The 25,954-nt window shown below is 58.9% G+C and carries 23 protein-coding genes and 2 tRNA genes; 14 read left to right on the forward strand and 11 right to left on the reverse strand.

All coding sequences use genetic code 11. The features are described from left to right. Positions 1-78: 78 nt before the first annotated feature. Positions 79-762 carry a DUF3313 family protein gene (locus E2F43_RS16395; protein ID WP_133214677.1) on the forward strand — a complete coding sequence of 228 codons (684 nt, stop codon included), beginning with the start codon at positions 79-81 and terminating at the stop codon, positions 760-762. Positions 763-805: 43 nt separating this feature from the next. On the opposite strand, the gene lipA is transcribed toward E2F43_RS16395, so the two are convergent. Continuing rightward, complete coding sequence (lipA, locus tag E2F43_RS16400) at positions 806-1,804, reverse strand: lipoyl synthase (RefSeq protein WP_133214679.1); 999 nt, start codon at positions 1,802-1,804, stop codon at positions 806-808. 142 nt (positions 1,805-1,946) lie between these two features. Here lipA and E2F43_RS16405 point away from each other — a divergent pair, with 142 nt between their 5' ends. From E2F43_RS16405 to E2F43_RS16430, 6 genes are all read left to right on the forward strand, one after another. After that, complete coding sequence (locus tag E2F43_RS16405; protein WP_133214681.1) at positions 1,947-2,663, forward strand: fumarate reductase cytochrome b subunit; 717 nt, start codon at positions 1,947-1,949, stop codon at positions 2,661-2,663. Beyond that, positions 2,660-4,642: a fumarate reductase flavoprotein subunit gene (locus E2F43_RS16410; RefSeq protein ID WP_133214683.1), complete on the forward strand. Its 1,983-nt coding sequence runs from the start codon at positions 2,660-2,662 to the stop codon at positions 4,640-4,642. The genes E2F43_RS16405 and E2F43_RS16410 overlap by 4 nt, the downstream gene beginning before the upstream one ends. Continuing rightward, positions 4,635-5,375 (forward strand): fumarate reductase iron-sulfur subunit, encoded by a 741-nt coding sequence (locus E2F43_RS16415; protein WP_133214685.1) that lies wholly within the window; start codon positions 4,635-4,637, stop codon positions 5,373-5,375. Before E2F43_RS16410 ends, E2F43_RS16415 begins: the two co-directional genes overlap by 8 nt. A gap of 43 nt (positions 5,376-5,418) precedes the next feature. After that, the gene (locus E2F43_RS16420) at positions 5,419-7,224 is read left to right on the forward strand and encodes an ABCB family ABC transporter ATP-binding protein/permease (RefSeq protein WP_133214687.1); all 1,806 of its coding nucleotides are present in this window, start codon (positions 5,419-5,421) and stop codon (positions 7,222-7,224) included. Positions 7,225-7,296: 72 nt separating this feature from the next. Further along, the gene (locus E2F43_RS16425) at positions 7,297-8,382 is read left to right on the forward strand and encodes a sensor histidine kinase (RefSeq protein ID WP_238946982.1); all 1,086 of its coding nucleotides are present in this window, start codon (positions 7,297-7,299) and stop codon (positions 8,380-8,382) included. Further along, complete coding sequence (locus tag E2F43_RS16430) at positions 8,379-9,188, forward strand: LytR/AlgR family response regulator transcription factor (RefSeq protein ID WP_133214691.1); 810 nt, start codon at positions 8,379-8,381, stop codon at positions 9,186-9,188. Before E2F43_RS16425 ends, E2F43_RS16430 begins: the two co-directional genes overlap by 4 nt. Before the next feature lie 3 nt (positions 9,189-9,191). On the opposite strand, the gene E2F43_RS16435 is transcribed toward E2F43_RS16430, so the two are convergent. Together E2F43_RS16435 and E2F43_RS16440 are read right to left on the reverse strand one after the other, a co-directional pair. Further along, positions 9,192-10,268 carry an energy transducer TonB gene (locus E2F43_RS16435; RefSeq protein WP_133214693.1) on the reverse strand — a complete coding sequence of 359 codons (1,077 nt, stop codon included), beginning with the start codon at positions 10,266-10,268 and terminating at the stop codon, positions 9,192-9,194. 62 nt (positions 10,269-10,330) lie between these two features. Further along, the gene (locus tag E2F43_RS16440; protein WP_133214695.1) at positions 10,331-12,850 is read right to left on the reverse strand and encodes a serine/threonine-protein kinase; all 2,520 of its coding nucleotides are present in this window, start codon (positions 12,848-12,850) and stop codon (positions 10,331-10,333) included. Positions 12,851-13,018: 168 nt separating this feature from the next. Here E2F43_RS16440 and E2F43_RS16445 point away from each other — a divergent pair, with 168 nt between their 5' ends. Further along, complete coding sequence (locus tag E2F43_RS16445; protein WP_133214697.1) at positions 13,019-13,879, forward strand: PP2C family protein-serine/threonine phosphatase; 861 nt, start codon at positions 13,019-13,021, stop codon at positions 13,877-13,879. A gap of 16 nt (positions 13,880-13,895) precedes the next feature. Here E2F43_RS16445 and E2F43_RS16450 read toward each other — a convergent pair whose 3' ends face one another. The 3 genes from E2F43_RS16450 to E2F43_RS16460 form a co-directional block, all read right to left on the reverse strand. Next, entirely contained in the window at positions 13,896-14,618 is a 723-nt protein-coding gene (locus E2F43_RS16450; RefSeq protein ID WP_133214699.1) for an FHA domain-containing protein, read from the reverse strand. Positions 14,619-14,654: 36 nt separating this feature from the next. Further along, positions 14,655-15,167, reverse strand: a complete 513-nt coding sequence (locus E2F43_RS16455) for a TerB family tellurite resistance protein (RefSeq protein ID WP_133214701.1) — start codon at positions 15,165-15,167, stop codon at positions 14,655-14,657. 169 nt (positions 15,168-15,336) lie between these two features. Further along, positions 15,337-16,074 carry a helix-turn-helix domain-containing protein gene (locus E2F43_RS16460; RefSeq protein ID WP_165954368.1) on the reverse strand — a complete coding sequence of 246 codons (738 nt, stop codon included), beginning with the start codon at positions 16,072-16,074 and terminating at the stop codon, positions 15,337-15,339. 170 nt (positions 16,075-16,244) lie between these two features. On the opposite strand from E2F43_RS16460, the gene E2F43_RS16465 reads away from it, so the two are divergent. After that, positions 16,245-18,224: an FAD-dependent monooxygenase gene (locus E2F43_RS16465; protein ID WP_133214705.1), complete on the forward strand. Its 1,980-nt coding sequence runs from the start codon at positions 16,245-16,247 to the stop codon at positions 18,222-18,224. A gap of 38 nt (positions 18,225-18,262) precedes the next feature. Here the strand turns inward: E2F43_RS16465 and E2F43_RS16470 are convergent. Both E2F43_RS16470 and E2F43_RS16475 read right to left on the reverse strand, forming a co-directional pair. Beyond that, a tRNA-Asp gene (locus E2F43_RS16470) sits at positions 18,263-18,339 on the reverse strand. Positions 18,340-18,367: 28 nt separating this feature from the next. Further along, positions 18,368-18,443, reverse strand: a tRNA-Val gene (locus E2F43_RS16475). Positions 18,444-18,625: 182 nt separating this feature from the next. Between E2F43_RS16475 and queD the strand changes: the two genes are divergently transcribed. Beyond that, the gene (gene queD / locus E2F43_RS16480; RefSeq protein ID WP_133214707.1) at positions 18,626-18,982 is read left to right on the forward strand and encodes a 6-carboxytetrahydropterin synthase QueD; all 357 of its coding nucleotides are present in this window, start codon (positions 18,626-18,628) and stop codon (positions 18,980-18,982) included. 442 nt (positions 18,983-19,424) lie between these two features. Here queD and E2F43_RS16485 read toward each other — a convergent pair whose 3' ends face one another. Beyond that, the gene (locus E2F43_RS16485) at positions 19,425-20,018 is read right to left on the reverse strand and encodes a TetR/AcrR family transcriptional regulator (RefSeq protein WP_133214709.1); all 594 of its coding nucleotides are present in this window, start codon (positions 20,016-20,018) and stop codon (positions 19,425-19,427) included. Between the two features lie 81 nt (positions 20,019-20,099). Here E2F43_RS16485 and E2F43_RS16490 point away from each other — a divergent pair, with 81 nt between their 5' ends. Both E2F43_RS16490 and E2F43_RS16495 read left to right on the forward strand, forming a co-directional pair. Then, positions 20,100-21,797, forward strand: a complete 1,698-nt coding sequence (locus E2F43_RS16490) for a GMC family oxidoreductase (RefSeq protein WP_133214711.1) — start codon at positions 20,100-20,102, stop codon at positions 21,795-21,797. Between the two features lie 18 nt (positions 21,798-21,815). After that, positions 21,816-23,264 (forward strand): coniferyl aldehyde dehydrogenase, encoded by a 1,449-nt coding sequence (locus E2F43_RS16495; protein WP_133214713.1) that lies wholly within the window; start codon positions 21,816-21,818, stop codon positions 23,262-23,264. Between the two features lie 16 nt (positions 23,265-23,280). Here E2F43_RS16495 and E2F43_RS16500 read toward each other — a convergent pair whose 3' ends face one another. Then, complete coding sequence (locus tag E2F43_RS16500; protein WP_133214715.1) at positions 23,281-23,607, reverse strand: DUF3301 domain-containing protein; 327 nt, start codon at positions 23,605-23,607, stop codon at positions 23,281-23,283. 94 nt (positions 23,608-23,701) lie between these two features. Here E2F43_RS16500 and E2F43_RS16505 point away from each other — a divergent pair, with 94 nt between their 5' ends. Continuing rightward, positions 23,702-24,337, forward strand: a complete 636-nt coding sequence (locus E2F43_RS16505; protein ID WP_133214717.1) for a TetR/AcrR family transcriptional regulator — start codon at positions 23,702-23,704, stop codon at positions 24,335-24,337. Here the strand turns inward: E2F43_RS16505 and E2F43_RS16510 are convergent. Beyond that, the gene (locus tag E2F43_RS16510; RefSeq protein ID WP_275259686.1) at positions 24,314-25,066 is read right to left on the reverse strand and encodes an alpha/beta fold hydrolase; all 753 of its coding nucleotides are present in this window, start codon (positions 25,064-25,066) and stop codon (positions 24,314-24,316) included. The genes E2F43_RS16505 and E2F43_RS16510 overlap by 24 nt on opposite strands. An 81-nt stretch (positions 25,067-25,147) precedes the next feature. On the opposite strand from E2F43_RS16510, the gene E2F43_RS16515 reads away from it, so the two are divergent. Continuing rightward, on the forward strand, positions 25,148-25,939 hold the full coding sequence (locus E2F43_RS16515) for a hypothetical protein (protein WP_133214721.1): 792 nt from the start codon (positions 25,148-25,150) through the stop codon (positions 25,937-25,939). The last annotated feature ends 15 nt before the right edge of the window (positions 25,940-25,954 follow it).

Genomic DNA, 25,954 nt, shown 5'->3' on the forward strand with positions numbered 1-25,954 from the left:
GTACTATGGCGCGATTATTCATAGGGCCTATTGTGTCACGAACAGGCCACCTCGATTCAACCGGGCAAGGAGAACCACATGTTGAAAAAATTCGCGATCACTGCAAGCCTGCTGGCAGCGCTGACCGCCTGCAGCAGCACTCCGGAAGTGCAGACCGGAGACGACGCCGAGGTTATCGGCGGTAATCTGCACCGGGTGGACGGCAGCCGCGCCGACATTGCCTATATCGATCCCAATGCCGACTTCAGCAAATACCGCAAGATCCTGCTACTGCCCCTGGGGGTGGATAATGTCGAAGTCATCCAGCCCAGTAAATCAGGCACATCGCTCAGCCAGCGCGACTGGGAATTGACCGACAGCGACAAAAAATTGCTGCAGCAGCTATTCCACGATGCGATGAAGAAACAACTGCAGGACAAGGGCGAGTTCCCGTTGGTCGACCAGCCGGGTGACGACGTGCTGGAAATCCAGGCGATGATCACCGCCCTTGCGCCGGCGGCGGCCAAGGACGATAACCGCTCACGCCCCATCGGTCGCAGCTACGTGATCACCAAGGGCGCGGGGGCCATCGCCGTGGCGGTGGCTTTTGGCGACTCCCAGACCGGGGAGGTGCTGGCGCTGGTGAAGGACAGCCGCAACACCGTAAACCACTGGGGCCTGAACAATAGCGTGACCAACAGGGCTGACGTGACCCGCATGTTCACCAGCTGGGCCCTGCAAATCAATTCCAGCCTGAGCAGCGTAACCGCCAAAGCCGACTGATTACGCCAGGTACCGCCGGGCTGCTGCAGACAAGACCAGAGCTTCAGCCCGGCTGTGCTAGCCCGACATTGTTTTTCTCCAGCACCTGTTCCGCGCGATAGCTGGACCTCACCAGCACACCTGAGACCACTTCCAGGAACCCCTTTTGCAGGCCCCATTGGCGATACATCTCGAACTCGTCCGGGGTCACATAGCGATCGATGGGATAGTGATTGGCGGTGGGCTGCAGATACTGGCCAAAGGTGAGGATATCCACCCCCGCCTCGCGCAGGTCGTCCATGCACTGGACAATCTCTTCCTCGGTTTCACCCAGGCCAAGCATCAGGCTGGTTTTGGTCAGTACATCCGGGCGATAGCGTTTGGCATGCGCCAGTACCGCAAGAGTCTGCTGGTAGGAGGCCCGGGGGTCACGAACGGGGTGGGTCAGGCGTTTCACTGTCTCCACGTTCTGGGCGAATACCTCGATACCGGAATCGACCACGGTTTCCACATCCGCCAGCACCCCCAGAAAATCAGGGGTGAGCGCCTCTACCGCGGTACCGGGGTTGACTTCCTTTACCTTGCGCACGCAGGCGGCGTACTGTCCCGCTCCGCCATCGTCCAGGTCATCGCGATTCACCGAGGTCAGCACCACGTACTTCAGGTTCATCAGTTGTACCGAACGGGCTGTCTTGGCCGGCTCGTCGGGATCCAGCCATCCCCGGGGGTTGCCGGTGTTTACCGCGCAGAAGCGGCAGGCCCGCGTGCAGACATCCCCCAACAGCATGATGGTAGCGGTGCCTGAGCTCCAGCACTCGCTCATATTGGGACACTTGGCTTCCTCGCAGACGGTGGCCAGGCCGTGTTCATGCACGATATCGCTGACCCGCTCAAAGGTCTGGCCGCCCTTGATACGCACCCGCAGCCAGTCAGGCTTGCGCAAACGTGGCGTGGTGCTGGCCCCGGGCTTGATGCCGTCCTTGATCGCGGTAATCCCCCGGTCGTTGACGAACTTCTCGCCACTGGCGACCTGGACTGTGGGAATAAGGTCCTTTTCGGACATGGAAACTCTCTAATCGGTCTTGAAAGCCTGTCATTATAGCGAAGCTGCAAGCCCGCGGCGATGACGCTATTATTGAGCCACCACAAGGTGTAGAAAAACAGGACAGGCTAGTATGGGCGCAGCTGCACTGGAGCCTAAACCGATGCGACAGAAAATTAACCGCTGGCCTGCCCGGCTGGACGTTGCCCAGAGCCTCAGCGGGCTGCTGCTGGTACTGTTTATCTGGGGCCACATGTTTTTCGAGTCCAGCATCCTGCTGGGCAAGGATGCCATGCTCTGGGTGACGCGCATGTTCGAGGGCGCTCACCTGCTGGGCCGTCCCTACCCGGTACTGGTATCGGTGGCCGCAGCGCTTGTTCTCGCCCTGGTGGCCCTCCATGCGCTGCTGGCCCTGCGAAAATTTCCCGCGAACTACAGGCAGTACCATCGTCTCAATCGCCACGTTAGCGCCATGAGACACCTCGACACCACCGCCTGGTACATCCAGGTCATCACCGGATTCGCCCTGTTCTTTCTCGCCTCTGCCCACCTGCTGGTGGTGCTGCTGCAGCCGGAAAACATCGGGCCCTACGCATCCTCGGACCGGGTCTGGAGTGGACGTTTCTGGTTGCTCTACGGACCCCTGCTGCTGATTGTCCACCTGCACGCGGGCATCGGCATTTACCGCCTGTGCCTGAAATGGGGGCCCTTCCCCGCCCAGCGCCTGGGCCTGTGGCGGGGACGCATCAAACTGGCCGCCTATTGCATCGTGGCATTCTACCTGTGCCTGGGCACTGCCTCACTGGTGACCTATATGCGAATCGGTGCACAGCATGCCCCCTATGCCGGTGAGCGCTACGCACCGGAGGCCGTCGAATGAGCCCGATTGTTACCGACGTACTGGTCATCGGTGGCGGCCTTGCCGGACAGCGGGCCGCGATAGGCGCACGCCGCCGGGGCCTGGATGTCACCGTGCTGTCACTGGTACCGGCCAAGCGCTCCCACTCTGCTGCTGCCCAGGGAGGGATGCAGGCGAGCCTGGGCAACTGCCTCGGCGGTGCCGGCGACAACGAAGACCTGCATTTTGCCGACACCGTGCGGGGTTCGGACTGGGGCGCGGACCAGGATGTGGTCAGGATGTTTGCCCACATGGCGCCCAAGGCCATCCGCGAACTGGCCGCCTGGGGCGTCCCCTGGTCCCGGGTACAGAAGGGCGAACACCAGATCACCGAGGACGGGCAGAAGAAAACCATCCGCGAGGCCGACGCCGCCCACGGTCTGATAACCAGTCGCAATTTTGGCGGCACTGCCAAGTGGCGGGCCTGCTACGTCTCCGACGGGACCGGCCACGCCATGCTCTACACCATGAGCAATCAGGCCATAGCTGCGGGCATTCCCGTGCATGAGCGCATGGAGGCCATCGCCCTGATCCATGACGGTGAACGCTGCTGTGGCGCCGTCGCCCGCAACCTGATGACCGGCGAACTGCAAACCTACCTGGCGCGGGCCACCTGTGTCGCCAGCGGCGGCTTCGGGCGTATTTACCGGGTATCGACCAATGCGGTGATCAACGAGGGCTTGGGTGCCGCCCTGGCGCTTGAAACGGGCCTGGCCAGACTGGGCAATATGGAAGCGGTGCAGTTCCACCCCACCGGGATATTCCCCTCGGGTATCCTCGTCACCGAAGGCTGCCGCGGTGACGGCGGACTGTTGCTGGACGGCAGCGGCCACCGGTTTATGCCCGACTACGAGCCGGAAAAGCGGGAGCTTGCCTCTCGCGACGTGGTCTCCCGGCGCATGGAAGAACACATCGCGGCGGGGCACGGCGCCAGCAGCCGCTTCGGTGAGCATCTCTGGCTCGACATACGCCTGCTGGGCAGGGACCACATCAACAGCAAGCTGCGCGAAGTCAGCGAGATCTGCCACTACTTTCTCGGCATTGACCCGGCAGAGGAACTCATTCCAGTGCGCCCGGCCCAGCACTATTCCATGGGCGGCATACGCACCGACCGCACCGGCCAGTGCCCCAGCCTCAGCGGTTTGTTCGCCGTGGGCGAAGCCGCCTGCTGGGATATGCACGGATTCAACCGACTGGGCGGCAACTCCGTCGCCGAAACAGTGGTAGCGGGAATGATTGTCGGCGAAACCATTGCCGATTACTGCGAGTCGGACCAGGGAGAACTCACCCTGTCGACCGCCCTGGCAGCGGATTTCCAGGCCCGGGAGGCTGCCAGGCTGCGCAGTATCGCGACCAACCCGGGGGCGGAAAAAGCCGTCGAGCTGACCCGCCAGATGCAGCAGATCATGACCGACAAGGTGGGGATCTTCCGCAGCGCCGAGCGCCTCGAGGAAGCAGTTGCGGGATTGCTGGCACTGCAGTCGCGGGCGAGCAGGATCGGTTTGTCCAGCGCCCGAAAAGGACCCAACCCGGAACTGGTCGCAGCCTACCGCCTCCCTCGGATGCTCAAACTCGCGCTGTGCGTCGCCTGCGGCGCACTGCAGCGAACCGAAAGCCGAGGCGCCCATTACCGGGCAGACTATCCGCAACGCAATGATCAACAATGGCTGCAGCGCACCTTGACGTCCTGGCCGGAGCAGGACCAGGAACAACCGACCATCGACTATGAGCCGCTGGATATCATGAGCATGGAATTACCCCCCGGATGGCGCGGCTACGGCGCCCGGGATTTTATCGCCCATCCGGACAGCGAGGCCCGTCAGGCGCAGATCGACGCCTTACTCGCCCAGGCAGGACCGCTGGATGCGCGTCAGCGCCAGGCCCTGCTCATGCCTTTCGAGCACTTTTTGCCCGGCATTTACCGTGGCCGCAACCAGCGCCTGGGTGATACCGATGGATAACATCCCGGTACGCCAGCACCGCACATTGACCATTAATATCCTCCGGCACAATCCCGCCGACGGGGACAGCCAGCCCCGGCTGCAGGCCTTTGAAGTCGACGAAACCGACGCCATGACCCTGTTCATTGCCCTCAATGTGATCCGCGAGGAACAGGACCCGACCCTGACCTTCGACTTTGTCTGCCGGGCGGGCATCTGCGGCAGTTGCGGCATGATTATCAATGGTCGCCCGGGCCTGGCCTGTCGCACCCTGACCCGCGACCTGCCGGATGAATTCACCCTGTTGCCCCTGCCCGGGTTTGAGTTGATTGCCGACCTGTCGGTTAATACCGGCAAGTGGATGCGGGGTATGGCGGAGCGACTGGAAACCTGGGTTCACGCCAGCGACCTGGCCGGGGTCGACCTGGACCAGATGGAGCAGCCCATGGACCCGCATCTGGCGGAGCAGATCTACGAACTGGAACGCTGTATCGAGTGCGGTTGCTGCATTGCCGCCTGTGGCACTGCGCAGATGCGCGATGACTTTGTCGGGGCCGTGGGCCTCAACCAGGTCACCCGTTTCCGTCTCGACCCCCGGGATCAACGCGATGACAGTGACTTCTACCAGCTGGTGGGTGACGATTCCGGCGTATTCGGCTGTATGACCCTGCTGGGCTGTGAGGACATGTGCCCCAAGGACCTGCCCCTGGCAACACAAATCGCCTTCCTGCGTCGAAGAATGGTCGCCGTCTGAACATTCGCGCGACAAGCGGGACGCCGCGGCCCGGAGTTCGCCGATGCGACATCTGAGCCAGCACACCGACACCGAAACGGGCATCAACTGGCGTATCATAAAACACCTGATCCCCTACCTGCTGGAGTCCCGCTACCGGGTCCTGCTGGCCCTCGCCTGCCTGGTGCTGGCCAAGGGGGCGATCATATTCATACCCTTCCTGCTCAAGCACCTGGTGGATTCGCTGGAGGGTGTGGAACCCGGCAGCCTGGCACCCGGACTGCTGCTGGGCATGGTACTGGCGTATGGTGGTGCCCGCTTTGCCAACGTTTTCTTTGGCGAGTTGCGCGATACCATTTTCGGCCGCGTCACCGAGCGCGCCATGCGCCGCATCGGATTGCAGGTATTTCGTCACGTGCACGCGCTGGACCTGGAATACCATCTCGGCAGGCGCACCGGGGGACTGGCCCGGGACATTGAGCGCGGAACATCGGGGATCAGCTTCCTGATGCGCTTTTTTGTTTTCAACATTGCCCCCACCCTGCTGGAAATCAGCATGGTCGTCGGCATCCTGCTGTTCAACTACGGACCGGGGTTCGCCCTCATTACCTTGGCGGCAGTCGTCCTGTACGGCTTCTTTTCCCTGTATGCCACCGAATGGCGCACCCGCTTCGTACGGGAAATGAATGAGGCGGATTCCGCCAGTAACACCAGGGCGGTAGACAGCCTGTTGAACTTCGAAACCGTGAAGTACTTCGGCAACGAGGAGTTTGAGGCCCAGCGCTACGACCGGGAACTGGCGCGCTGGGAACTGGCACGACGCAAGAATCGCCTGTCACTGTTTGGACTCAACGGGGGCCAGGCGCTAATCATCGCAGTATCACAGACGGCGATGATAGGCCTGGCGGCAAACCAGGTTTACCAGGGAGAACTGTCACTGGGCGATTTCATTCTCATCAACCAGTTCATGATACAGCTGTTCCTGCCGCTGGGCTTTCTGGGCTTCGTGTTCCGGGAGATCAAAGGGTCCATGGCCAATATCGAGAAGATGTTCGAGTTGATGGCGGTTGAGGCGCAAGTCATCGACCGCGCCGACGCTACCGACCTGCTACTGACCCGGGGCGCCATTGAATTCCACCACGTTGATTTCGCTTACAAGCCGGAACGCCCCATCCTGCGAGACGTAAACCTGCGAGTCGATCCCGGTGAAAAAGTTGCCGTGGTGGGGCCCAGCGGCTCGGGCAAATCAACCCTGGTTAAACTGCTGTTCCGGTTCTATGACCCGGATGCCGGATATATCAGTATTGACGGCCAGGACATCGCCTCGGTCACCCAGGCCAGCCTGCGCCAGGCCATCGGCATCGTTCCCCAGGACACGGTACTGTTCAATGACACCCTGCTCGCCAATGTGCGCTACGGCAACCCCGAAGCCAGTGAGGCACAGGTGGCAGAGGCGATCCGCCTGGCGCACCTGGACGACTTTATCGCCTCCCTGCCGCAAGGCGACCAGACCCTGGTGGGAGAGCGTGGACTGAAACTTTCAGGCGGGGAAAAACAACGGGTCTCCATCGCCCGTACCATTCTCAAGCGCCCGCCGATCATGGTCTTTGACGAGGCAACGTCGTCCCTGGACAGTCACTCGGAGCAGGCGATTGTCAGCGCCCTGCGGGAAATCGCCGAGGGTCATACCTCTCTGGTTATCGCACATCGACTGTCAACGATAGTCGACGCCGATCGCATTGTCGTCCTCGACAGGGGGCGCATCTGTGAGAGCGGCACCCACGCGGAGCTGCTGCGGGCCAACGGTGCCTATGCCGCCCTGTGGTGGGCGCAACAAAAGCAAAAACAACCTCTTGTATCCTCATCCTGAGACGAATTGCCGTCCGGCTGCGACGAGTGACAGGGGACTGCAGGCGTCTATACGTATAATGAGCTGATGAATATGCAGGACTTACTCAAAGACAAGCGCTACCTGTTCTGGCTGCTACAGTTCGCCGGCTGGAGCGGCTGGGCCATGTCCTTTTACCTGGGCGTCCTCGTCTGGGGCAAGCCTCCGGAAAACTATATTTTCTATCTTCCCTTCATCGCCACTATAGGCATGCTCATTACCCTGGTACTGCGCGCACTGTACCGCCACATGTGGGAGATGGAACTGACCCGGCGAATTATTGCCATCGTCGCCGGTTCCTACGCAGCCGGACTGGTGTGGATGGCGATTCGCGGCACGGTCTTTTACAACATGTTTCCAGAAGAACGAAAAGTCACCGAAAAACACGGAATGGAGTTTCTGTCCTACTTCGATGGCGCTGTTTCCGCGTTCTGGGTAATGCTGGTGTGGAGTGCGCTTTATTTCGGCATCAAGAACTACATGGCGGCGCAGGAGGAACGTGAACGGGGACTCAAGGCCTTGTCCATGGCCCACGAGACCAAGCTCAAAATGCTGCGCTACCAGCTCAATCCCCATTTCCTGTTCAATACCCTCAATGCCATTTCCACCCTCATTCTGGACAGGAACAACGAACTGGCCAATGTCATGGTGACAAGGCTCAGCCGGTTCCTGCGCTATACCCTGGACAATGATCCCATGCTCAAGGTCTCTGTAGCCGAGGAAGTGGAAGCCCTCAGGCTTTACCTGGATATCGAAAAAGTACGCTTTGACGAGCGCCTGCAGCTGCAATTCCAGGTTGAGGAAGACGCCAGCGAGGCGCTGATGCCCAGCCTGCTGCTGCAACCGCTGGTAGAAAACTCCATCAAGTACGCCATTGCCCAAGCCATCAACGGCGGTTCCATCACCGTCACCGCTTGGGTCGACGGTGACCGCCTCTGCCTGCAGGTGGCAGATGATGGTCCCGGCCTGGACCTGGGCGGCAAGGGCAATGGCTCCGGCGGCGTTGGACTTTCCAACTGCCGCGAGCGACTCAAGGAAATTTACGGCGAACGTCAATCGTTTGAATTAAGCACCACAGATCCCCACGGACTGACTATAACTATATGTATACCTCTGGAATTCGGCAGCCGAGCCTCATGAACAGCCTGAAAACCATCATCGTCGACGACGAGTCACTGGCCCGCCGGGGCCTGGCCCTGCGCCTGCAACAAATTCCCATGGTGGACGTCATCGCCGAGTGTGCCAACGGGCAACAGGCCCTGGAAGCGATTGCCGAACACTCGCCGGACCTGGTGTTCCTGGATATTCAAATGCCCGGCATCGATGGCTTTGAAGTTGTCCGCCAGTTACAGACTGACAATCTGCCCATGGTCATCTTTGTCACCGCGTTTGACCAGTACGCCGTCGATGCCTTCAAGGTGCATGCGGTAGATTACGTGCTCAAGCCCATCGACGACGACCGCCTGCACGAGGCAATTGATCGTGCGGTGGCGCACCACAGCCATGAAGAGGCGGAACGCTCAAAGCAGCGCCTGATGGACCTGATGATGGGCATGACCGGTGCCAGCGCCGCCTCCATTGAAGAGATGGTCCAGGGGGAAACCGAGGTCAGGCAGTGGCCGGAAAAACTGGTGGTGAAAGATGGCAGCGACATCCACCTCATCAAGGTGGCTGACATCCACTGGGTAGACGCTGCTGGCGACTATATGTGTATCCATGCCGGCGGCGAGACTCACATCATGCGGATTACCATGAAGCAACTGGAAGCGATGCTGAACCCCGCCCGCTTCCTGCGCATCCACCGCTCGACCATTATCAACAGCGACTACATCAGCGGCGCCCACACGCTCGGGAATGGCGAGTATATGTTGTCACTGGAGGGGGGCGCCCAGCTCAAGGTGAGCCGGGGCTTTCGTGACAAGGTAAAGCAGTTGCTCGGTGCCTAACACTCAGCGCTGGCGCGGCGCGTGCTGGTGCAGCACCAGGCGGGTACCGGCCTTGCCCGATACATCAACCTTGCAATCGGACCAGCCCGTGGGAATCCGCCAGGGATCACTGGAGGGATAGCGCAGGGACCTCTCGCCATTGGCGCACACGAGGAAAACCGCACCCACCCGGCCACGCACATCTGACACCGAGAACTCACTGCGGCTGAGGCCGGCCTTCCAGGACCCGGGTCCGTCGCGATAGAGGGGAACCAGCTCGCCATTGATCGCCACGTCATCCATCGCCGCAAGTTGCTGCTCTGCCTGGCTGTACAGAGCCGCGGCTTCGTCCACCACGGGAGAGCCGCGACCGAGGTTTTGCATCAGGTCCAGGGTGTTGCCGGCATCGGCCAGCATACGACCGTTCAACTGCAGGGTCAGGATTCGTTTGAGTATCTGCAGGTACTGTTGCGTCGATACATAGGTATTCTTGAAGTTGTTATTGAGCGCCAGGGACTGGAATTCGACCACCCGGGTCAGGTGTTGTAATTCAGCGGCCTCGTCGTCCCAACGACTGGCGAGGGAGGCGGCCAGTATCTGGAACTTGACCTCTTCCAGAGCGTTGCGACCGGGGAAGTTTTTCAGCTCTACCGCGATATCAAAGGCCGCGTCGTAATTTTCCTCGGCGTACAAATCCCACGCCTGCTGGTAGAGCTGGGCAAAGCGCGGTGTCATTTCACGGGGCAGGTCCAGGATCCAGGTATAGACCACCGGGTCGGCGGATACCTTGACCGGATTACCGCCCCGTCGGGCCGGGATGAAGCGCATGGCATTGACCTGCCGAAGAATCGCCTGCTCGACCTCGAGAACACCATTGGAACTCTGGATCTGGGCATTCACCACATTGCCGGTCTCGTCGATATCGTAGGTATAAACCAGCCAGGCATCACTCTGGAAACTGCTGTCCAGGCGAATGGTTGCCGAAGCAGGATCGAGGTTCTGCGGAGGTACAAACTGAGCCCAGGCGTTACCGGCGCATACGGTGGCCAGCATCAGGCAAGCGAACCAACGCCTCACCCTGCTGGCAAAGCAAGCAAACATATCAACTCCCGTTGTAAACGATTGAACTTCAGTTTAACAGACTGATCCCGCCCTTGTTGTCCCTAGTACGCTCCCAGCCGGCGGCGGGAACTGGATCGGGCGGTATCGATCTCCTGGGCAAGCAGTTTCCAGGACGGATCATCCGGGAAATGCGTTTTCCCCCTGGTGACCAGGTCCTCGGCACTATCAAACTCCTTGAGGTCGATCTCCTGGCGGGCAGCATCGCCATAAGCCTTGCGCAGGTTATCCTCCAGTAATTTCACTGCGGGCAATTCGGGATGGGTCTGGACCACCTCGTCGTAAGCTTGCTGGGCAAGGTCCAGCGCGCCACTGGCCAGCGAACGTTCGCCCCGGGCTGCGGTCTCTGTGGCCTTGTCGAGAGCGGCTTTTTCCGCCTCGCGCCGGGCAGCGAGTTCTGCCTGCTGCCTGGTCCACTTTTCTTCCAGGGCTGGCAGTTCACTCTCAAACTGCACCACGGCGTCTGCCCCCGGCAACAGCGTCTCCACCGTTGCCAGCGCCTGGCGGGCACCGTCGAAGTCACCCTCGCCAGCGGCATCCCGGGCAACGTCAATGTAGAAAGCGCTGACGTCCTCGATCCCCTGATTGGCTCGCTGGTTGTCCGGGTACTGTTCCGTCACGCTCTGGTAAATGCCGACAGCAGAGGCCGCGTTGGACGGATCTTCGGCGATGGCGGCGACAGCAGCGTCCGCCTCATCCAGCAAAGCGGCTATCCGGGCCTCTTCCTGCGCCAGATCCTCGAGAATTTGCGCTCTGGCGGCTTCGAGCCGGTCAACCCTGCGCTGCAGTTCCGGGACATCAGATGCAATTTCTGCGGCGTCCGCCAGTGCTGATTCCGCCGGCTCCAACTCGCCTGCGTCCAGTGCGGCGTCGGCAATTGTGATGGCGGCATTGAATGCTTCACGTTGTGCCGGGGTGTATCGGGACCAGCGCTCCTCGTAGGCGGCGGTTTTCGCCTGCGCCTGTTCTATTGCGTCACGGCGAGCGGCCAGTTGAGCATGTTCCGGGTCTATGGCGGTGGCCTGTGCCATCAGGGAATGGGCCTGGTCGAAGTCTCCCGTCTCGATACTGGCATCGACCTGGGACAACAGCTTGTCCACTCTCTCGGCCTGAACGGCTGCCAGGTTCTGCTGCTCGGCCAACAGGTTGATCTCCGCCTGCAGGCGTTCGAAGTTGCTGTTGCCGGCAAAGTACCCGCCGTAATCCAGCATCAGGTTTTTGGCGCTCCCCAGGTCCCCGTCGGCGATCGCCTGTTCAATCGACCGGGTATAGAGGTTGCCCACCTCGTCCATACCCTGTTGGGCTGCGCCGTTGCCGCTGTCCATAGACAGGACCTTGTAGAAAGCCGACGCAGCGACCGCAAGGTTTTCCTCGTTCATGGCACTGTAGGCCCTGGCCAGTTCGGCGGTCAGAGCCCGCTGATCCTTGCTGTCACCGCCCTGCTGCCCCTGCCACCAGGTGAATCCGCCGTATCCGGCCCCGGCGAGCACGGCCACGATCACCAGGATACGAACGACCGAACCGCCCGACTTGCTGGCGGCCCGGTCGCTGCGGGCATAAGTGCCGCTAACCAGTCGCTCCCGCTGGGTACTGCCCTCGAGCTTGTAGGGTCGCGAGGAACCCGATACCGCGGGTGACGAGGAATGGCTCAGCCGGGTCGAATCGATACCGGCCAGGGAGGTCCTCTCTGGCCCATCGCCCGCTGCCGCCGGAGCTGGCGCCGCAGGCTTTTCCACCCCCTCGGTGAGTACCTGGTCGTCGTCGAAATCCGCACTGGCAGCCATAAATGCCTGATAGAGTTCAGCGCCGGTCTGGAAGCGATCGTCCGCCGACTTGGCCAGCCCCTTGTTGATAAAGTCCTGGTAGGCCGCCAGGTGTTCCGGCAAGGTGGGGATATCCTCGGTCAAATGCTTGACCGCAGTGGTAACGGCCGAATCGGACTCGTAGGGCAGCGTCTTGGTGAGCATTTCATAGACCAGCACTGCCAGTGCATAAAGGTCAGAACGCCCGTCGACCTCCTGGCCCTTGGCCTGCTCCGGACTCATGTAACTGGGTGTACCAACCATCAGCCCCGTTTGGGTCATCTGGGTGCCCGAATTGGCGGCCCGGGCAATGCCGAAGTCGGCCAGCACGTAATCGCCCTCGTCGCGCATCATGATGTTACTGGGCTTGATATCGCGGTGCACGTAACCCCGGCCCGCCGCGTAATCGAGGGCTTCCGCCATCTGCCGGGTGATGGTGTATATCTGCTTCTGTGGCATGGACAGGTGAATGAAGTCCGACAATTCCCCGGCGCCCAGTAATTCCATGGCGATGTAGTTGTAGCCATCGAAGGTATTTACATCGTAGATCTGCAGGATATGGGGGTGAGTCAGGCGCGCAGAAATACGGGCTTCGCGGATAAAGCGCTCGGAAAAACTTTCGTCCGCGTTCATCCCCGGGTCCATCACCTTGATCGCTACCTCGCGATCAAGGTTGAGATGGAGTGCCCGGTATACAGTAGCCATACCCCCTCTCCCGAGGCGTTCATAGAGCTCGTATCCCGGTAATTCAAGATCTGCCATTAGTGTGCTTTTTCAGCCGCTGCATTCAAGTCCCATAGAATAGACATATCGTCGCTTACATACAATTACGTCGAAGATGTGAAAAAGACCGACGAAATCCCTCGATCTTGTTATACACTGGACCAACAACCGATGTTTACCTGGGCAGAAGAAAAAGTAGAAAACTGAATGAGAGCATTCTCAGCAGACAGTCATCCGGGGCACAGACGAAGCCACAACGAAGATTGCTACCAGGCCAATCCCGAGCTGGGACTGTGGCTGGTTGCGGACGGCGTAGGCGGCCACTCCAATGGCGAGGTAGCCTCTGCCATCGTCCGCGATACGCTGGACCGTGACGTCGCCGCCGGCAGTAGCCTGATCGAAGCCATACATCACTCCCACAAGGACATTCTCAAGGAAATTGCCAGCCGCGAAGGCAGCAATATGGGCTCCACGGTGGTGGCCCTGCAATTGCGCGGTGACGATTACGAGATAGCCTGGGTCGGCGACAGCCGCGCTTACCTGTTTGACGGCAGCCGTATCAAGCAGGTCACCCGGGACCACAACCCGGTCAGTGAAATGCTCGCCCGCGGCGCCATCACCCCTGAGCAGGCGTCCAACCACCCGGAACGAAACGTGCTCAGTCAGTCCCTGGGAGTGGCCGACTCCATCAGCGTTGCCCCGGATCGTATCCGCGGGCAACTGGAGGCGGGGCAGCAAATACTGCTTTGCAGCGACGGTCTCACGGATGAATTGGGCGACGAGGAAATCAGGCAATTGATGGTCGAGGGCGACGACCCGCAGGCACAGGTACAAAGCCTCATTCAGGCTGCGCTGGACGCCGGTGGCCGCGATAACGTCACCGTAGTCGTCGTCGGCAAGAAAGCGCAAGCGGGTGCGGAAGCAGCCGCAAGCACATCACGCCGCGAGCATGACACCCTGAGCACCGAAAAGGCTGTTACCAGCGCCAGCGGCAGCGGTCATGACAAGATGGTGCTGGCCCTGCTGGGGGCCATGGTGTTGCTGGCGCTGTTATGGATGTTCTGGTGAACGTCAGCCAGCCAACCTAGCCGTGCTTTTCCAGTTCTGACGCATGGATAAAGGTGGTTTGATCCGACGCCTGACGCTCGCTTTGCGGACGGGAGAGATTTTCGGTCACCCTGAAAATTATGTCGTGAAAGCGCAGTTCGTCATCGTGGCGCAATTGCTGACGTCCACTGGTACGCTTACCATTGACCATGGTGCCATTGGATGACCCGAGGTCCTCGATGTACAGCCGGTCGTCCTCCACGTCCAGCCGCGCATGCTGGCGCGAGACATGCGGTGTCACCACCGCCAGGTCACACTCCAGCGCCCGACCCAGCACGATAGGCTCACGTACCGCATAACTGAGACCACTGAGGGGCCCGGTCTCGGCTGAGATCACCCAGTGCACTTCCCGGTCTTCCTCGCCCTTGCGCAAAAATGAAGAAACCCCCTGTTTGCGCTTGTCATTGATCGGCGGGATATTGTCCAGCACGCGGCGCTCAACAAAAGACTGGGTGCGAACAATGCCGTGGGAGGAAATCTGGTAGAACCAGGCAAGGGCAAAATTCACCGGAAAGCCGAGCACGGCAATATACAGGAAATACCGTGACACCAGGTCCGCATCGTAACCCAGCGCCGGCGCCACAATGTCCAACACCTGCAGCGCACCCCAGCAGACCAGGATATAAAGCAGGCAGGTGCGGATAACCTTGCGCCTGCGCAATTCACTGAAAAAAGAACCTGTCGATTTTGCTTCATCCATGCGTGCGCTACCGGGGCTAGAGTTGATGTGGCCCAACTATAGCGCAGAACCCTGGCGGAAGTGAATCTGGCGCCGATCGGACCCGGCAGGCTGCTGGCACTCGTCAAAATAACGGGAAAAAGCAAGGTGACGCTCTTCTGCGGTGACTGACAGGCAGGCGGCAACGTCGTCCAGCGCGGCCAATTCATCGCTACCCTGGCGGCCATCAGCAGCAATAACCTGCAGTAACATCACCAGCACATCTTCACGCTCGGCGTCACTGAGGATACCGGACAGCACCTCCCCCACCCTGTCCAGGTCCAGGTTGCTGGAGTACAACGCCAGGGCCTGGGTGAACTTCTGCTCCGCTGTGGCCCGATCCAGCTTAAGATTCTCGGCTACCAGGTCGATCATCGCCCATGTCTCCAATTCGCATACAACCCCATCACCTTGGGCCACATGGTGTAACAGGGCGGCCACCAGGTAGCGGGGGTCAAAAAATGTTTCTCGCGGAGCCTCGGCGAGGATGAGTTGATCGCCCTTCAGGACCAATCCGTAATTGACAGGCATCCGGCAGCTCGAAAGTTGTTATTAAAAAACCAGTATAGTTTACCCGGTGGCGACTGGATATCGGCCGTGGTTAATCGCCTTTAATTAGACGACGACACGGAGGAGACTTGCCCCAATGGCCACTGAAGCAGGCCCGGGCCGACTACAGGATCTGAGACCATCATCGCCATCACGCGAATTTGGCCAGTTCTGATTTACGTTTGACATGCAACTTCTGGAACGCCCGTTTCTTGTAGGTGACGACGGTCGATTCAGCCAGGCAAAGTGACAGAGCGATACCCTTCGCTGTGTGCCCCTTCTTAATCAACTCACAGATCTGTGCCTCTCGATCTGACAATCCGGACTGCAGCAGAGAATTAACCAGGCCCGCGCTCTGCCGCTCCTCTCGAAAATGTTTAAGCAGGAGACTGGATATAACCGGCTTTACCTCCTCCAGTGTGTTCTGGATTGCACTGGGAAAGTGATCACTCTCGCGGCCGTAAAAGTTGATGTAGAAAAGATGCCGGGTGTCCTGATCGGCGATGACAAACGCAAACTTGGAATCAAGCGCGGGCAGGTTAAAGAACTTGTGCCTGTACACTGCCGGCAGGGTACGTTTCTCCAGAACCACGGCAGGGGAGCATTCAATCGACTGATTAACCAGTTGCTCGCTCAACTGCTGAAGCAGGGGATCATTGAGATACCCCCCGGCAACATAGGCTGATGCGAGGGTCACGCCCAGCTCAGGGTTGCCGGCGTTGTGCGCGAGACGACAGCGAACATGCTCTCCACTGGGGGAAAACTCGAACACCATGTATTGATCTATCGCCGCAACAATTCGCATCATGCGATAGAAACGCGGATAGAATTCTGCGTTTCCCAACTTATCAATGCAGTCCGCAAGTGGCGCGGCCAGGGCGCTGAACAAGTCGCGTCCAGAGACTGAGTCGGACATGGGTCGCTATTGCCCTCGAACAATATTGGCACTATTGTCCCTATTTTATGAGGACAATGCACCCCCATTTATCCGCGTAGTTTCACCCCTAACAAGCCATAACAACCAAATCTGGTCCCGGTGCCGGGCTGGAGGATTAATCCATGCAGTATCATCTCAACGGCTTCAAGCCGGGCAATCTTCAAATCCCCGATGCAGCGCGCATTCCCGCCGCGCTCCCCCCGATCACGGATCTGCCGACAGAGGTGGATGTGCTGATTGTGGGATGCGGCCCAGCAGGTTTGACCATGGCACGGCAAATGGCCGAGTTCGCCGATATCAAAACCAGTATCGTCGACCTGAAGCCGGGCCCGATGTTGTTCGGCCAGGCAGATGGCATTTCCTGCCGCACGCAGGAGATCCTTGAAGCCTTCAACTGCAGCGAGATCCTGGCCAAGGAAACCTACCAACTATACAAGAACGCATTCTGGGAACCGGATACCAAGCAGCCACAGAACATCAGGCGCAAGCACAAGGTCGACGATGCCAGACTGGGGCTTTCCGAGTTTGTCCACGGTGTTGTCAATCAGTCCAGGTTGCATGACCTGCTGCTGGAAGGCATGGAAAACTCGGTTACCCATCTTGTTCCTCACTATAACCGCAGGCTCCTGACACTGGACACAGAGCACTCGCTCTACAACGACTTGAGTGCCTACCCGATTACCGCGAGCTTTGAGCGCACCGATGCAGAGCAGCCGGGCAAGGTGGAAACAATGCGGGCGCGCTTTGTTATCGGCTGCGACGGGGGAAAAAGCGTCGTCCGCAAGCAACTTTCGATCTCAATGGAAGGAGATTCTGCGAACAAGAGTTGGGGTGTCATGGATATCCTCGCGGTGACAGATTTCCCCGACATAAGAATAAAGAGTTTTATTCAATCAAGAGACAACGGTGCGGTGATGATTGTCCCCCGCGAAGGGGGCTACCTGGTCAGACTCTATGTAGAACTGGACCTGTTAGAAGCAGATCAGCGTGCATGCAACCTGGACCTTGGCGTCGACGATATAATTGCCAAGGCAAAACGCATCATGACCCCCTATACACTGGACGTTAAAGAAGTTGCCTGGTGGTCCATTTACGAGGTGGGGCAGCGAGTTGCCGAGCGCTTCGATGACACCCCGGCAGGCAATCCCCAGGAGTTGACACCGCGAGCTTTTATCGCCGGTGACGCGGGTCATACCCACAGTCCCAAGGGCGGCTGGGGGCTGAATACTTCCCTGCCTGACACCTTTAACCTGGGTTGGAAAATAGCCGCGGTGCTACAGGGCAAGGCTCACTCTCGGCTCCTGTCTACCTATGGCCCGGAGCGACGCAAGGTTGCGCAAATGCTCATTGCAGCCGACCGGAAAATGTCCGCCCTGGTGGCGACACGTCCGTCCGCCAAAGTCGCCGAGAGCGGAACCAAAACGAACACCGCAGATATCGAAAAGTTTATCGCCAGGCAGAATGGCTTTATTGCCGGCACCTCGATTGAGTACAACCCATCGTTCATATGCACCGGGTTTGAGCACCAACACCTTGCAACCGGTTTCAAAATTGGCCAGCGTTTCCACTCGGCGAAGGCCGCCAGGTTGGCAGACGGCTGCCCAGTGCACCTGGGGCACCTGAACAAGGCTGACGGTCGCTGGCGGATATTTATCTTTGGCGACGAGGAATGTCCTACCGACACTGCCTCAGCTGCTAATCAGCTGGTGGAGTTTCTCGCCCATTCCAAGTCTTCACCGATAAGAAGATATACCCCTGATGGGGCCGACATCGACGCGGTGATCGATGTCTGTGCGGTTTTTCAGCAGGACGATTTGTCGCTGCAGGACCTGGGTCCGTTGCTGTGGCCGGCCAAGGGGATATATGCGTTGCGAGACTACGAGAAGGTGTTCTACCCGTTGGCGCACGAAGACATCTACCAGCTGCGGGGCATTGACCGCAGCAACGGTTGCATGGTCATCGTCCGGCCCGACCAGCATATTGCCAACATACTCCCGCTAGCCGCTTCAGATGAGCTGGGTGAATTTTTTGCCGGGTTTATGCTCGCTGGTCGCCAAGTCGTACTGGACTGTCATCGGCGACAGTACCTGCGCAGAAACTAAAAAGCCCGCAGTCTCGACGACTTACGGGCTTTATAATATGGCGGACCGGACGGGACTCGAACCCGCGACCTCCGGCGTGACAGGCCGGCATTCTAACCAACTGAACTACCGGTCCAAAACGGTAGAATTTTGCTTCTCGAATTTGGTGGGTGGTGACGGGATCGAACCGCCGACCCTCTGCTTGTAAGGCAGATGCTCTCCCAGCTGAGCTAACCACCCCGAACCGAGAACGCGCATTATAGAGATTTGCCCTGTACTGTCAAACCTTCGGAGAAAAAAAATTCCGGATTTTTGCGGTTATTAAAAGCCGTTGATTTTAGTAGTAAAATTCGCGCTCAATTGCCCTATTAACAGGACTCCTCGGGAGCGCTGTTACAACCTCGCAAGGCTTGGTGCACTATATGGAAATCTACAAGGAATTTCACTTCGAGGCGGCACACCGCCTGCCCAATGTTCCGGACGGTCACAAGTGTGCCCGCCTGCACGGGCATTCATTCCACGTGCGACTGTCAGTCAGTGGCGATGCGCCCGAGCCCAGCGGCTGGGTGATGGACTTCGGCGACATCAAACGCGCATTCAAGCCGATCCATGATCAACTTGACCACTATTACCTCAACGACATTCCGGGACTCGAAAATCCGACCAGCGAGAATATCGCTCGCTGGATCTGGGACCGCCTGCGGCCGGAACTGCCCGCCCTCAGCGCGGTGGAAATCCGTGAAACCTGCACCAGCGGCTGCGTGTACCGGGGGCAATAAAGCGCCTGTAATATTTCGGTAACACAGGCAAAAATACTTGACGAATGTTATGAACCTACAAATACAGGCTCAGGAGAATACCGGGTGCAGGCAAAAGACCACAATAAAAGCATGTGTGTTTCCGAAATTGGGTAAAAGTTACCAGAAGTAGCATGGTCAAAAATGTTATACACATGACACCAGGGGTCACAAAAACTTCCCGCAGTTACCCGACACTTCAACCCACAAGCTTTAAATAACGACGATAACCTATTGTTTTTTATAGCTAAAGCCGGTTTGTTCGTTTTTTAACCAATTTGTAACAATCGTTTTAAACAAAGCCCTGCAGCCCCGGTTAAACAATTTACCCACTGAGTTATCCACAGATTCTGTGGACAACTACCAACGGCCTTGTTACTGGATACCTCGTAAATTTGAGCGCAGACAACGCTGTCGGGCAGGGTTAACCCAGGCCGGAAAGCAGCATTTGTTGCAGATAGGCGCGAATACGGGGCCGGGGTTTCAGGCTTAGCCCCATATCGGGAAACAGGGTCATGGAGACCGCCAACCTCATAACAAAGTCGGTCGCCGCAGCCACATCGACATCAGCTGATATTTCCCCCGCCGCCTGGGCCTGGCGGATATGGGGCGGCCAGAACGCGACACTGCGCCGGTAGAAGGCGGGATCGAGGTACATGCCCGCCACGGTTTCCGGCTCGGTTTCGGCCAGGCTGGCAAATATCCCCTCCTCGCTATCCCTGCGGCCGGCCACAACAGCGTGGGTGACCTTGTCCACCAGCGTGGGCAAGGTCTCCAGCACCGCTTCCGTGTCATTAAGAAACAGTTCCTGGCGCCGCGCCAACACTCCCCGGACCAGGTTTTCCTTGTCGCCAAAATGGCGATAGATAGACCCGCGCGACAGCCCGCCAACCCGGGCAACCTCCCCCATCGACGTGCGCCTTATACCAAAGCGATGTATGCACTGTTCCGCCGCATCCAGGATGCGATTCACCATGGCATCATCGTAGTCTGTGGACTTGAACCGGGGCTTGGGCATGGCCTTCCTGACATTGAATCATTTATACATTTGAACAATAATCGTATTTTGTATATTTGTCTACGAAGGAAGGGACGCATCATGGCCGCTACCAGTCATCAGTATGACTACATCATTATCGGCGCCGGCTCCGCCGGCTGCGCCCTCGCCTACCGTCTATCTCGCGAGGCCAGTCGTCGGGTGCTGTTACTGGAAGCGGGCGCAAAAGACCGGTCGCCAATGATTCATATTCCACTGGGTTTCGCCTTCATGATGAAGAACCCAAAGGTGAACTGGTGCTACGAGACCGAGCCTGAACCCAACATGCACAATCGCAGGATCGCCTGGCCCCGGGGTAAGGTGCTCGGCGGCACCAGTTGCATCAACGGCATGGTGTATGTTCGCGGCCAGAAGGAGGACTACGACAGTTGGGCACAGCAGGGGAACGAGGGTTGGTGCTACAAGGAGGTCCTGCCTTACTTCAAACGCTCGGAACACAGGGCCGAAGGGGGCAACGAGTACCACGGCTACGGCGGCCCACTCTGGGTGGAAGGCGTCGCCAATGACGAGAAGTTGGAGTTGGCCGACATGTTTGTACAGGCGGCGGTGCAAACCGGACTGCCCTACAACGAGGACTTCAACGGTGCCAGCCAGGAGGGAGCCGGGGACTACCAGCGCAATATTCGCAACGGCAAGCGCCAGAGCAGCGCCCGCACCTTTCTCAAGGCCTGTGAGAACCGGCCCAATCTCACAATCCTGACCGGCGCATTTACCGAGCGAATCCTGTTTAAAGGTAATCAAGCCGTCGGTGTCCGGTACCAGCGCAAGGGAGAAACTGTGCAGGCCTTTGCCACTGGCGAGGTGATTCTCTGCGGCGGGGTTATCAACTCCCCACAGCTACTGGAGTTGTCAGGCATTGGCCAGCGAGAGCGCCTGGAGTCGCTCGGCATCGAGCTTCGCAAGGACCTGCCCGGAGTCGGCGAAAATCTACAAGACCATTTAACGGTGCACATCCAGCAGGGAATAGACAATATTCCCACCTTCTACGACGAAACCAGGCCGCTGTCGTTTATAGGCAACCTGTTCAAGTACTTCAGCAAGGGCAAGGGACTGCTCGCTCACCCGGCAGCGCAGGTCGGCGTATTCTTCCGCAGTTCTGAAAAAGCAAGCACTCCAGATGCCCAGATTCACTTCGCGCCTGCCGCCAGCGAGCCCGACAAAAAAGGTAACCTGAAACCGCGCCCGGGAACCACGGCAACGGTATGTAACCTGCGCCCGGAAAGCCGTGGCAGCGTGCACATCACCAGCACCGACCCGGCGACTCCCCCGAGCATCAGGGCCAATTACCTGGATACGGAGAACGACCGGCAGGTCATGATCGCTGCGTTTAAACGCGTACGGGAGATTTTCCGGGCGCCGGCGCTTAGCAAGCACCTGAGCCACGAATTTCATCCCGGTGAGCAGGTACAAAGCGACGAGCAGATCCTTTCCTTCATCAGGGCTGAGGCAGAATCGGTGTACCACCCTGTGGGCACCTGCAAGATGGGCAACGACGCCAATTCAGTGGTCGATGCCCGACTGCGGGTTCACGGCATCGAGGGATTGCGGGTTGCCGATGCCTCCATCATGCCCACTATCGTTTCCGGTAATACCCACGCCCCCACAGTCATGATCGCGGAAAAATGTGCCGACATGGTGCTACAGGACGCGGGCGTTCACGTCACCCTGCCCGATGGCCTGGACAGCACCGAACAGGCAACGCAAAGCAGGACAGCGCCGCAAGCCGTGACCGCCAACTGATAATTCAGGAGAAAACCAATGAACGCAGCAAGCGAACAACACAAAGCAGACCTGGAACTCAACCGTATCCTCAAGAGCCAACGCCAGGCCTTCCAGGCAGAGGGTCCCGTTGCCCTGGAAACCCGCATCGACCGGATAGACCGCTGCATTGCCATGCTGGTAGACAATCAGGCCGCCATCTGCGATGCCCTCAACAGCGACTTTGGCAACCGGTCAAAATACGCCACCCTGATGATGGACGTTATGAATTCGGTGGGTAGCCTGAAATTCGTCAAGAAAAACCTGAAGAAGTGGATGAAGCCGGAGAAACGCACCCCCTTCCTGCCGATGAACTTCCTTGGCGCCAGAGCCTACGTCAAATACCAACCCAAAGGGGTGGTCGGGGTGATGACACCCTGGAATGTGCCCGTCAACATGATCTTCAGTCCACTGGCGGACATTCTCGGGGCCGGCAACCGGGCCATGATCAAGCCCTCGGAATTCACGCCACACACCTCCGAGCTGATGAAAAAACTGTTTGGCCAGTATTTCGAGGAGTCGGAAATCTGCGTGGTTACCGGAGGCCCGGAAGTGGGCGCGGCTTTCAGCGGCCTGAAACTGGACCATCTTATTTTTACCGGCGCCACCAGCATCGGCCGACTGGTAATGAAGGCTGCGGCGGAAAACATGGTGCCGGTCACGCTGGAACTGGGTGGCAAGTCACCGGTCATCATTTCCGAAAAAGGGGATATCAACAGGGCCGCAGAAGCCATCATCTCCGGCAAGGCCATGAACGGCGGCCAACTGTGCGTCAGCCCGGATTACTGCTTCGTGCCGCAAAGCAAGCTGGAAGCCTTTATCCGCCGATGCAGGACAGTGATCGCCGAGCAGTACCCCACCGTCCAGGGCAATCCTGATTTCACCGCCTGTATCAACGAGCGCCATTTTGACCGGGTGAAAGCCTATATCGACGAGGCCAGGGATAAAGGCTGCCGTGTCATTCCCCTGTGCCCGCCGGGAGAGGAATTTTCCGGCCGCGATGACCACAAAATCGCCCTGCACCTCATTATCGATCCCGCAGACGAACTGGCCTGCATGCAGGACGAAATTTTCGGTGCGGTACTTAACGTTAAGAGCTACTCCGACCTGGACAGCGCCATTCGCTTCATCAATGCGCGGGAGCGCCCTCTCGCTCTGTATTACTTTGGTGACGACAAAGAAGAGGAGCAACGGGTGCTGGATGAAACCATCTCGGGTGGGGTCAGCATCAACAACGTCACCATGCATGTGGCCTGCGACGACCTGCCCTTCGGTGGCATCGGCCAGAGCGGCATTGGTAACTATCGCGGCCGGGACGGCTTTCGCACCTTCAGCCATGCGCGAGCGGTTTATCGGGAAGGCTGGGTCAACCTGGCAAAGCTGGGCGGCACCCTGCCGCCCTTCGGGCAGAAGGTCGAGAAGATGCTTGAAGGACAGATCAAAAAATAGGGGCCTGCCGCCTTCCCTAGTGCAGCACCCGGGGCCGTTCGCTCACCACAACGGCCTGCAGTTCTTTTCCGAGCATGATGACGTGCCCCTGGCGACGCTCAGTGCCGTCGACGCTGTAGTCGAAGCGAAACTGGCGCCATACCCGCCAACGGCCATGGCGATCCCGGCTGAGGGAAAAACGCTGAATGTGGACAGACTGGTCCAGCAGCTGGAAATCGTCGCGCTGGGCGGCCCGGGCCACGTGTTGCAGGGCCAGTTCCCGAATGCGCGTTGCGGACAGAAAATGCACGCAGAGTGCGCCGAAAGCCAACAGGGCCAGCACTTCTCCCAGGGTAAAATACACGTCATCTCCTGCAGGTTTTTGTTGCGGGGCCTAGCTTACTGGCCCCGGGGTTCAACGTATACATTTTCGCTATCCATGTGTATTGTGAGCTGCTATGTCAGCCGATGCCAGCCTGGAAAACACCAATTCTCGCGAACGCCAACGCCTGCAGACCCGTGGCCAGATCCTGTCAGCCGCCATCGGCAGTTTTGCCCGTTCGGGATTCGAGGCAACTTCACTGGCGGAAGTCGCCACTCGCGCCGGAGTAAAAAAAGCCCTGGTGCAGTACCATTTTTCCACCAAGGAACAGCTGTGGAAAGCAGCGGCCATGGAGATCTGGAAGCAACGCAACGATACCCTGGCTGCCAACCTGGCCACCAGCAGGAAGGCCGACCTCACGGAGCAGATGCGCCGGGGTTTTGTCGCCCTGGTCGAGTTCAGCATGGACCACCCACAGTGGCTCTGGTTCATGTTTCATGAGGCGGCGGTGGGCGGCGAACGCCAGCGTTGGCTGCTGGAACACTGCCTGGCCCGCGACTACCGATTGGGAGAGGCTTTTGTGCGCCAGAGTCAGGCCCAGGGGCTGATCCGTAAGGGCTCTCCCGTGCAGCTGCTGCACCTTATTTCCGGTGCCCTCACCTACAATCTGCTGGTTGCGCCAACCACGCTCAAGGCCACCGGGCTGGACCTGTCGTCGAGGGAGGCCATCGATGAGCAGGTCTCCCTGTTACAGGACCTGTTGCGCCCCTGAATAGTGCTGTTGCAGAAAGCGCCCCACGATACTGTTAAACAGCGCCGGCTGCTCAGCGTGCAGCCAGTGGCCGCAACCGGGCATGACCTTCACCTGTGCATCGGGAAATAATGCCAGCACCCGCTCCCGGTGCTGCGGCAGGATATAATCCGACTCGCCGCCTTTGACAAACAGTATCGGCCCGGAGAACGGCTGGTCCACATCCGGTTCGGCGCGAACCGCAGCGTAATCACGCTTGATACCCTCCAGGTTGAAGCGCCAGTCATAGACCCCACCATCGCCGCGCTGCAGGCTCATCAATAAAAACTGGATAACTCCCTCATCCTCCAGATGCTGCGCCATCAATTGCGCGGCCTGCTCCCGCGACCTAACCCGGGCCTTATGCACCGCGTCGAGGGCGGCGAACACCGCATCGTGGTGGGGCGGATAACTGACCGGGGCAATATCGGCGATCACCGCCGCGGCGCAGCGACCCGGTTCCGACAAGGCGATTTCCATAGCCACCTTACCGCCCAGGGAGTGTCCCACCAGGGCCGCCCGGGGAATACCCTCGCCGTCCATCCAGTCCACAATCGCCTCCGCCAGCCGCGCCAGGCTCGCCTCTTCCAACCAGCCGGAGCGGCCATGATTGGGCAGGTCGACACTCAATACGCTGTAGTCGCTCGCCAGGGACCGCGCCAGCGCACCCAGGTTACCGCCGGACCCGAACAGGCCATGCATCAGTACCACTGGCGGTCCGTCACCGGTTGTGCTGTGCCTGATTGGAGTTTTTGCTACCATGCGCTGCACTATAACGGATTGGATTCAAGCATGCCTGTTACATACTCACGCTTTCGGACCTCGTGTGTTCTTTTCCTCGGCAGTCTGTTGATCGCAGCCTGCGCCACAGCCCCTACCTACAACCCCTCGACCTTTCCCTTTGAGTTCAACGAGGAGAAGTACACCGCTGCCGCTATCAAAACGGTGGTAATCCCCCATGTGAACCTGGGTTCCCCCTCGCGTAACTATTTGGAAAAGGAAGCGCCGCGAATTGACAGTTTCGTCAGCACCTACCTGAAGGAAAACGGATACCGGGTCATCAAGCAGCGGGAGTTCAAGCAGCTGTGGAGTGCCGGCGTGCGCGCTTACGGCGACCCTGTTGACCCCACCACGGGCAGGGTCAACATGAAATCTTTTTCCCAGATCATGACCAGTATTCGCGATGAAATGGTGGAAAAATTTGACCTCGATGCGTTCGTTTTCACCGACCTGGTGGAACTGGAAGTCTCGTTTTCCGGCGGCCTCAAGCACCTGGCCCGCTGGGACGGCGTCAGCCGCAAGCCGTCACTGCAGGGGCCGGGCGCAGGCGTGTCTGTGGACTTCGACTGGAACAAACCCGCCGCGGTAGCCTCACTGCAGGTCAGCGTTTTTAATACCGATCTCGAGCGGATTTTCTTCAGCCGCGGCGGCATCGACGCTACCGAGGCCATTGACACCCGTTCTGCTTCCGGTCGCTTTACCCGTCGCCGCAATCTGCTGGAAAACGAAGATTACATCATGGAAGGGGTGCAACTGGCGTTTCACCCCATGATTAAAATGGAGGCCTGGCCGGGCAACCCCTGATGCGCCAGCCGGGGC

Source organism: Seongchinamella unica, from assembly GCF_004354085.1.
Taxonomy (GTDB): domain Bacteria; phylum Pseudomonadota; class Gammaproteobacteria; order Pseudomonadales; family Halieaceae; genus Halioglobus; species Halioglobus unicus.

Bases quoted from the DNA above. Each gene is read 5' to 3' on its own strand.
- E2F43_RS16465 (WP_133214705.1), top strand. From the start codon at position 16,245: ATGCAGTATCATCTCAACGGCTTCAAGCCGGGCAATCTTCAAATCCCC.
- E2F43_RS16495 (WP_133214713.1), top strand. From the start codon at position 21,816: ATGAACGCAGCAAGCGAACAACACAAAGCAGACCTGGAACTCAACCGT.
- E2F43_RS16430 (WP_133214691.1), top strand. From the start codon at position 8,379: ATGAACAGCCTGAAAACCATCATCGTCGACGACGAGTCACTGGCCCGC.
- E2F43_RS16435 (WP_133214693.1), bottom strand. From the start codon at position 10,268: ATGTTTGCTTGCTTTGCCAGCAGGGTGAGGCGTTGGTTCGCTTGCCTG.
- E2F43_RS16415 (WP_133214685.1), top strand. From the start codon at position 4,635: ATGGATAACATCCCGGTACGCCAGCACCGCACATTGACCATTAATATC.
- E2F43_RS16395 (WP_133214677.1), top strand. From the start codon at position 79: ATGTTGAAAAAATTCGCGATCACTGCAAGCCTGCTGGCAGCGCTGACC.
- queD (WP_133214707.1), top strand. From the start codon at position 18,626: ATGGAAATCTACAAGGAATTTCACTTCGAGGCGGCACACCGCCTGCCC.
- E2F43_RS16455 (WP_133214701.1), bottom strand. From the start codon at position 15,167: ATGCCTGTCAATTACGGATTGGTCCTGAAGGGCGATCAACTCATCCTC.
- E2F43_RS16515 (WP_133214721.1), top strand. From the start codon at position 25,148: ATGCCTGTTACATACTCACGCTTTCGGACCTCGTGTGTTCTTTTCCTC.
- E2F43_RS16485 (WP_133214709.1), bottom strand. From the start codon at position 20,018: ATGCCCAAGCCCCGGTTCAAGTCCACAGACTACGATGATGCCATGGTG.
- E2F43_RS16450 (WP_133214699.1), bottom strand. From the start codon at position 14,618: ATGGATGAAGCAAAATCGACAGGTTCTTTTTTCAGTGAATTGCGCAGG.
- E2F43_RS16405 (WP_133214681.1), top strand. From the start codon at position 1,947: ATGCGACAGAAAATTAACCGCTGGCCTGCCCGGCTGGACGTTGCCCAG.
- E2F43_RS16425 (WP_238946982.1), top strand. From the start codon at position 7,297: ATGCAGGACTTACTCAAAGACAAGCGCTACCTGTTCTGGCTGCTACAG.
- lipA (WP_133214679.1), bottom strand. From the start codon at position 1,804: ATGTCCGAAAAGGACCTTATTCCCACAGTCCAGGTCGCCAGTGGCGAG.
- E2F43_RS16505 (WP_133214717.1), top strand. From the start codon at position 23,702: ATGTCAGCCGATGCCAGCCTGGAAAACACCAATTCTCGCGAACGCCAA.
- E2F43_RS16420 (WP_133214687.1), top strand. From the start codon at position 5,419: ATGCGACATCTGAGCCAGCACACCGACACCGAAACGGGCATCAACTGG.
- E2F43_RS16410 (WP_133214683.1), top strand. From the start codon at position 2,660: ATGAGCCCGATTGTTACCGACGTACTGGTCATCGGTGGCGGCCTTGCC.
- E2F43_RS16490 (WP_133214711.1), top strand. From the start codon at position 20,100: ATGGCCGCTACCAGTCATCAGTATGACTACATCATTATCGGCGCCGGC.
- E2F43_RS16445 (WP_133214697.1), top strand. From the start codon at position 13,019: ATGAGAGCATTCTCAGCAGACAGTCATCCGGGGCACAGACGAAGCCAC.
- E2F43_RS16440 (WP_133214695.1), bottom strand. From the start codon at position 12,850: ATGGCAGATCTTGAATTACCGGGATACGAGCTCTATGAACGCCTCGGG.